The sequence below is a fragment of the Coleofasciculus sp. B1-GNL1-01 genome, from assembly GCF_040220235.1.
In the GTDB taxonomy this organism is placed as follows: domain Bacteria; phylum Cyanobacteriota; class Cyanobacteriia; order Cyanobacteriales; family Coleofasciculaceae; genus Coleofasciculus.
Genome location: NZ_JAVJTO010000139.1, coordinates 1 through 4,037 on the forward strand (window position 1 = coordinate 1; position 4,037 = coordinate 4,037).

The window sequence follows — 4,037 nt, forward strand, 5'->3', positions numbered from 1 at the left end:
CACTACCACTCTCTTGCATCCTGGAATTTTTGCCAACCTCAGCGCCGAATTTTCCCTCGACAGAGGGTTGAAACCATTGCCCATTGCCTATTGCCTATTGCCTCTCCCCACCACAAGAGTTATTCAGCAGACCCTACTTATACCAAATCCTGATGAGGTACAGCCTCAAGCAAGATCCCCGACTTCTTCAAGACATCGGGGATCTGTCTGTGTACTTCACTATACTTGAAAAGCACTGTAAGTTCAAAAGTTATCAATTAGACGCGCTGAAGATACTGATAGTTTTCGTTTTCTACACACTTACGTAACTCTTGGAGTTTCCTTAAGCGATAAATTGCCTGTTGATAGGTGGCTTTTGAATCATAGGCTTCAAGCTGAGTTAGGATGACATCACTTTCATTGGCAATCGCCTCAAGGAAAAATAGTCTAAGTTGGCGGCGATTTTCTTGATCTAACGGCACCAAAGGTAAACTTTCTTCTTCTCCATCTATTTTTATTTTTGTTTCTAGTGATTTCCCAATCTTAGAAAATTTGGATCTAGCTAACCATTCATAAATATTTTCTGACAATTCTATATAGTTGGGGTCTTGATTGTTGGCTGAGTAGAAAATAATATCTAACATGATCATCTATTCTCCGTATCATCAGAGTTGGTCAATTCTGTTTCTGGAAAATTTTCTACCCATGCTATATCTGCTGAATCTAATAACTGTTTAGCCGGTTGAGTGATTTTTCCGGTAGTGACAACGCCGATAACTGTTTCTTTAGAAATTAATTTCCTGGCTAGAGCAGAATCGATACGTTTTGATTTATGGGCTTTAACCTCAATGTAGGATTCTTCCGTGGCTATATTCTCCTTGGTGTAACTTAAGGATTAAATCGCCTTTGCATCTGGCGTATTATTTCTTTAACTCGTGGAACATGATCTTGATTGACAATTAAAATATCTCCATCTGGGTTTCCTCCAACTGTTCTCTCAGCAAGGATACCTTCTTGTCTAAGTTCCTTGATAATCCATCCAATTAAATCCCGATGGATTTTTAGTCTGGCTATTTGTTTGTCTTCATCAGTTTCACCATCTATATTGGTCATGGAATAGCCTAGCGTTGTTGCTTCTAGTTTAGTACAAAGGAGCGATTGCGTCTTCCCAGTTTGTTATCTTAATCGCAGAATAGATCACCATGGGATCAGATAAGCTGGTCTTTGCAAACACATTCTATTCACTTTGTCAATACGTAAGTTCTAAATTAAACTGGCGATACAATCAAACTAAACACCTTTTCGCTCAATCGCTACCATCATGACATCCACGTCAGCTCAATGTGAGAACCTGCAAGCCCAAGTAGAAAGTCTTCTGCAATTACTACATCAAGAGTCATCGCTACGCGCATCCCAGGATATCACCTCTGTGCAAGCCTCTCTACAAAAAGCCATTTCTCCCACATTTGAGATTGTCTTTGCGGGTGCATTTAGTGCGGGGAAATCGATGCTGATTAACGCACTATTAGAACGAGAACTACTTTATAGCGCCGAGGGACACGCCACAGGTACAGAATGTTATATCGCCTATGCGGATACCGATCAAGAACGAGTAGTGTTGACATTTTTGAGTGAAACAGAGATTCGAGAACAGGCGGTAGCCCTATGTCAAAAATTGGGATTATCCGCCGCCGCAAAAGCCGCCGCTCATATTCATCAACCGGATGAAATTAACACTTTACGCCAAGGATGTCAAGAAATTATTCAACAGGAAGGCGGAGAAAGTAAGTCAGAACGCGCCAAACAAGCAAAGGCATTAGACTTGCTAATGGCAGGGTTTTTAGCAAACCGCGATCGCATCCAATTGCGACAGCGACTCGATGATTTAATTCGTAGCCAATTCTGGGATACACCCAAAGTTCACAAAACCAGCGGATTACTGGGATTTTATGGTAGTCAGATCAAGCAGACTACAGAACGCGATCGCTTTGGCTTAGATTCTATTTTAGCCGAGGCGGTGAGAGGGACAGGTATCCAAGAGGAAACGCCACAATTCGTGAATGAATTTAATCGGTATTGTGGTTCGGGTAAATTTGTGGGGAGTGAATTTAAACCCTCTGTCCGAGGGTATGAAACGCCAGCAGAGAACTATGTGCGGATTCTTAGTGAATGGGGACTACCACTCCTGGAAAAACTGATTCAAGATAGTGGGATTGAAGAGTTTCGCACATCCATTACGCGCTATCTTACCGAGGAAAAGCGTCCGCAGTTATTTGCCAATCTCGCTGATGACTTACAACCCTTATGTATTAATCTCAAAAAACATTATCTGGCAATTCAGCGAGATTTAGACAGTCAACCTCACGAAATTGAGGCGATGAAAGCCCAGGAGTTAGAACGGCTGAATCAAGAATTGCAACAAGTAGGAAGGGAGTTTTGTATTCACATCGCTGAAGAAGTCAATCAGGCGGTAACCAATAGTTGTAATGCCTTTGAGATAGAATTTCGCCAACTTCAACATCAAATGATTCAACGCCTAGATGAATTACTCAATACATTCTCCGTCGCCCAAGCCTATAGTCGCGCCACTCGCAGCCATCCCCGCAATGCAACAGCCCCCTTAATTGCGGTTTTAGTCGAGGCGCTTTATGATTTGGCGAATCAGTTAGAAGATGTTTTAGTTAAAGCATCTCAACAGGTAGCTTCTCACTTTTTTGTTTATCTGATGGAACAAATACGCCGCCGTGATTATTACCGTCAACTCTATCGATTATTGGGAAATGATGGCGGAATTGAGCAACAGTTAAAGGGGGTGGAAAAGCTAGTCTGTCAGGCGTTAGCCAGTGAAGCGCGGACAGAGTGTGACAGATATGTGCGAGAAAGTCCCCGTTTTTATGATGAAGGAACATTTTCAATTTATCAATTCCGGCAAACCTTAGAGCAAACCTCACAAGGGTATGATGCTGAAAGTATGATTGCAGCAGAACCCGCGATTCGACAGTTATTGAAATTAGATTTTGAACCAAAAGTCGAAGCAACAATTCGCCGCAATTTCCGCCAAACCATGAATCAAACCCTGAAAACGCTATTATTACATAAGGCAGTTAATGTCTTGTAAGGGAACTCAGGCTTGCATCCGTGTAAGCTTAAGATGAAAAGCTTTTCGGTGTGAAACATTGAATCTCGTTGCTTTGAAAAAACCCCCTTAATCCCCCCTTAGCAAGCTATGCATTAGTCACATCTTTCTTAACAATCCACAAGTCTTATGGTGTCTGGGTTGGGGAGCAATGCTTAATATAGCTTAAAAAATAAATATGGCTGTATCCAACCATCGGCCTTGGGGCGTTGTTTTTTGTGCAAAGGGTTCAGAGTGATCGGGAGATTCTGGTAGAAGTTTGTCACTCACCAGCACTCAATCTTGGTATCGTAGAGCTGCTTGCTGCTTATTTCATACTGTTTTTCCAGTCAGAGTGCGATCGCCTGCCAGAGTGTGATCGCACCCAAACAGTTCCCACTCACGTACTAGAGCGCTAGTCCATTAATAGTCAAGAGCCTGATGGGGATGTGTAAAAGTAGAGGCAACCTTGGCCGCAGGGGGTGCAAGTTTAACCAGCAAGTGTTTGATTGTTGACAAGGAGGTACTTCAATGAAAGCTTGGGCAGTGGAGGAATTGCAATATGCACAATTGGGGGACGTGCGCCGTAAAAAACGACTAATTCGCATAGTCAGTGATTTAGCAGCACAACCGAATGCCAGCGTACCGCAAGCTTCGGGAGATTTAGCCGCCACCCAAGCGGCCTACGAGTTTTGGAAATCTCCCTATGTCAAACCAGAAGCGATCACCTCAGCTCACCAAAGCAGTACAGTCGAACGAGTCAAAAAAGAGTCTGTTGTCATTGCGATTCAGGATACCACCGAACTGAATTTCACACATCATCCAGCAACCCAAGGCATGGGTTACTTGGATAATGCCAAATCTTATGGCTTAAAAGTTCACTCAGTATTCTGTACGACTGGTAATGGCGTGCCTCTGGGTGTATTACATCAACAAGTCTGGG

Annotated in this window: 5 protein-coding genes; 3 read left to right on the forward strand and 2 right to left on the reverse strand. The window is 43.0% G+C overall.

Annotated features, from left to right (window positions below; genetic code table 11):
* The coding region (locus RID53_RS32020; protein ID WP_446391940.1) for a hypothetical protein at positions 1–229 on the forward strand (229 nt) is incomplete at its 5' end.
* 28 nt (positions 230–257) lie between these two features.
* Here RID53_RS32020 and RID53_RS32025 read toward each other — a convergent pair.
* Together RID53_RS32025 and RID53_RS32030 are read right to left on the reverse strand one after the other, a co-directional pair.
* Entirely contained in the window at positions 258–623 is a 366-nt protein-coding gene (locus RID53_RS32025; RefSeq protein WP_446391941.1) for a hypothetical protein, read from the reverse strand.
* Positions 624–867: 244 nt separating this feature from the next.
* Positions 868–1,092 carry a hypothetical protein gene (locus RID53_RS32030; RefSeq protein WP_446391942.1) on the reverse strand — a complete coding sequence of 75 codons (225 nt, stop codon included), beginning with the start codon at positions 1,090–1,092 and terminating at the stop codon, positions 868–870.
* Between the two features lie 208 nt (positions 1,093–1,300).
* Between RID53_RS32030 and RID53_RS32035 the strand changes: the two genes are divergently transcribed.
* Together RID53_RS32035 and RID53_RS32040 are read left to right on the forward strand one after the other, a co-directional pair.
* Complete coding sequence (locus tag RID53_RS32035) at positions 1,301–3,097, forward strand: dynamin family protein (protein ID WP_446391943.1); 1,797 nt, start codon at positions 1,301–1,303, stop codon at positions 3,095–3,097.
* Positions 3,098–3,625: 528 nt separating this feature from the next.
* A partial coding sequence (locus RID53_RS32040) for an IS4/Tn5 family transposase DNA-binding protein (protein ID WP_446391944.1) occupies positions 3,626–4,037 on the forward strand: 412 nt, incomplete at its 3' end.

Excerpts from the sequence above, each read along its gene's own strand:
- RID53_RS32025 (WP_446391941.1), bottom strand. The coding sequence starts at position 623 with ATGTTAGATATTATTTTCTACTCAGCCAACAATCAAGACCCCAACTAT.
- RID53_RS32030 (WP_446391942.1), bottom strand. The coding sequence starts at position 1,092 with ATGACCAATATAGATGGTGAAACTGATGAAGACAAACAAATAGCCAGA.
- RID53_RS32035 (WP_446391943.1), top strand. The coding sequence starts at position 1,301 with ATGACATCCACGTCAGCTCAATGTGAGAACCTGCAAGCCCAAGTAGAA.